Source organism: Candidatus Symbiopectobacterium sp., from assembly GCF_020054415.1.
Lineage (GTDB): Bacteria > Pseudomonadota > Gammaproteobacteria > Enterobacterales > Enterobacteriaceae > Symbiopectobacterium.
In genome coordinates, this window is record NZ_JAHWCO010000687.1 from 1 (window position 1) to 2,000 (window position 2,000).

Annotated in this window: 1 protein-coding gene and 1 pseudogene; both read left to right on the forward strand. The window is 48.2% G+C overall.

Annotated elements, in window-relative coordinates:
* The first annotated feature begins 127 nt into the window (after positions 1-127).
* Positions 128-1,085 (forward strand): annotated as a pseudogene (locus QZ506_RS19840) (ABC transporter ATP-binding protein).
* Positions 1,086-1,351: 266 nt separating this feature from the next.
* Positions 1,352-1,519 carry a ribosome modulation factor gene (gene rmf / locus QZ506_RS19845; RefSeq protein ID WP_195312963.1) on the forward strand — a complete coding sequence of 56 codons (168 nt, stop codon included), beginning with the start codon at positions 1,352-1,354 and terminating at the stop codon, positions 1,517-1,519.
* The last annotated feature ends 481 nt before the right edge of the window (positions 1,520-2,000 follow it).

Below are 2,000 nucleotides of genomic sequence, written 5' to 3' on the forward strand. Positions count from 1 at the left end.
TTCCATGCCAGTTTTGGTAGAAAATGTTTGTCATCTCAGGTGTACACTTTTCTCATGAGGCCTAACTGCATGATTTTACGTTGCGACGATCCGTCGTTTCACTGGGCTGCCAGCATAAAATCTATTTATTCAACAAAGCCCCTTATTGACACTGCGTGATGTACACGTTCGTTTCCCGGCAAAGCGTAACTGGCGTGGCAACGTGGTTGAGCAAGTCCATGCGCTTAATGGCATCGATCTGACGATTAACGATGGTGAAACCCTAGGAGTGGTCGGAGAGTCCGGCTGCGGGAAAAGCACCTTGTCACAGGTATTGATGGGGATGTTAGTGCCTTCACAGGGCGAGTGCGTGCGGCCGCGTTCACCAGGCTCATGGCTGGCAAACGGGATGCAAATGGTGTTTCAGGACCCTCTGTCATCGCTCGATCCGCGACTGCCCGTGTGGAGCACTATCGCCTAACCGGTCTGGTTGCAGGGGCACGGCAGTGAAACGGAACGCAGAGCGCTAGCCGGCGAGTTGGCGACGTTGGTCAGCATTCGTCATGAGTATCTTGACCGTTTGCCCCATGCGTTTTCCGGCAGTCAGCGCCAGCGTATCGCCATTGCGCGCGCTTTCAGCGCAGCCGGATATCATTTTATTGGACGAACCCACGTCAGCGTTGGATATTTCTGTTCAGGTACAAATTCTGAATTTACTAGTGATGCTACAGCGACAGCGTAAGCTTACCTACGTGCTGATATCACATAATATTTCGGTTATCCGTCACATGAGCGATCATGTAGCCGTCATGTATTTAGTGCAAATCGTTGAATTGGGCACGGCGCACAGTGTCCTGAACCAGCCGCGCCATCCCTATACCCGTTTGTTGCTGGAGTCGGTTCCTCAGCTTGACAGGCAGTCGTTGCAACAGGCCTGAGAAGAGATGAAAACGGGCGAATTACCCAGTAATCGACGGTTACCTCAGGGCTGCTTTTTTCGAGAACGTTGCCTTTATGCGGGCGTTGATTGTGGGCAGCACCAATTACTGACACTGCTAAATGAAACTGATGGCGTACGCTGTTGGCGTACGATCGGAGGCTTGTGAGAATATTCCTATTTTCGAGAGTTCAAAGAAAAGAATAGCAAGCCATTTTTTTCTATGGGGTAAAAACATGAGGAAAAGCTTCCCGAAGATCAACCGTTATGCATACCGGAGATAACGTTCGCTGCGAAGCATATAGCATTAATGTGACAGGATAGTGAATTTTTAGCCTTGACCTTCGTGCCCAGAATCGCTATTGATACCCTGTGGGTGCTCGAAAAGCAGTCACTGTTTTCTTTCCACCAGATGAACAATGAGGGAAATGAGGCATGAAGAGACAGAAACGAGATCGTTTGGAACGGGCGCAATCGCGCGGCTATCAAGCAGGACTTTCCGGAAAGTCAAAGGAACTTTGTCCTTATCAATCTATTAATGCCCGATCTGAATGGTTGGGAGGCTGGCGGCAAGCCATGGAGGACAGGGCGGTTACCGCGTAGTCTCCTTTTGTACCGGTGCCTATTGTACCGGTCTCATTGATTTGTCCTTAATGACCTCCGCACATTTGCGGAGGTTTTTGCTTTTAAAGCAATCCACAGGATATACAACGTGTCGTGCAGCGAAGCGTAATAAGTCAAAGCGCACAGAGAGAAGACGTTTTGTCGCATAGAGATGAATCAACAGTATACCATTAAACGAAAAGCAGAGCAGTTGGCTATCACTTCAATCAAGCCGATTTTTAGCGTCGCATCAACTGCAAGGCGAAAGAAAGGTTAACTGGATTGATAAAACAATATTATGTAAGCGCAGCTACGGCAGTGAATGTATTTTTTTGTAGGAGCCTGTACACGAGATTGTGTAATTGCCTGATTTTGATATGTTCAATCCAACATCAAAAGCAGGTTACTTTATGGACGAAAAACAGTTACAGGCTCTGGCTAACGAGCTGGCCAAAAATCTCAAAACCCCTGACGATCTCAA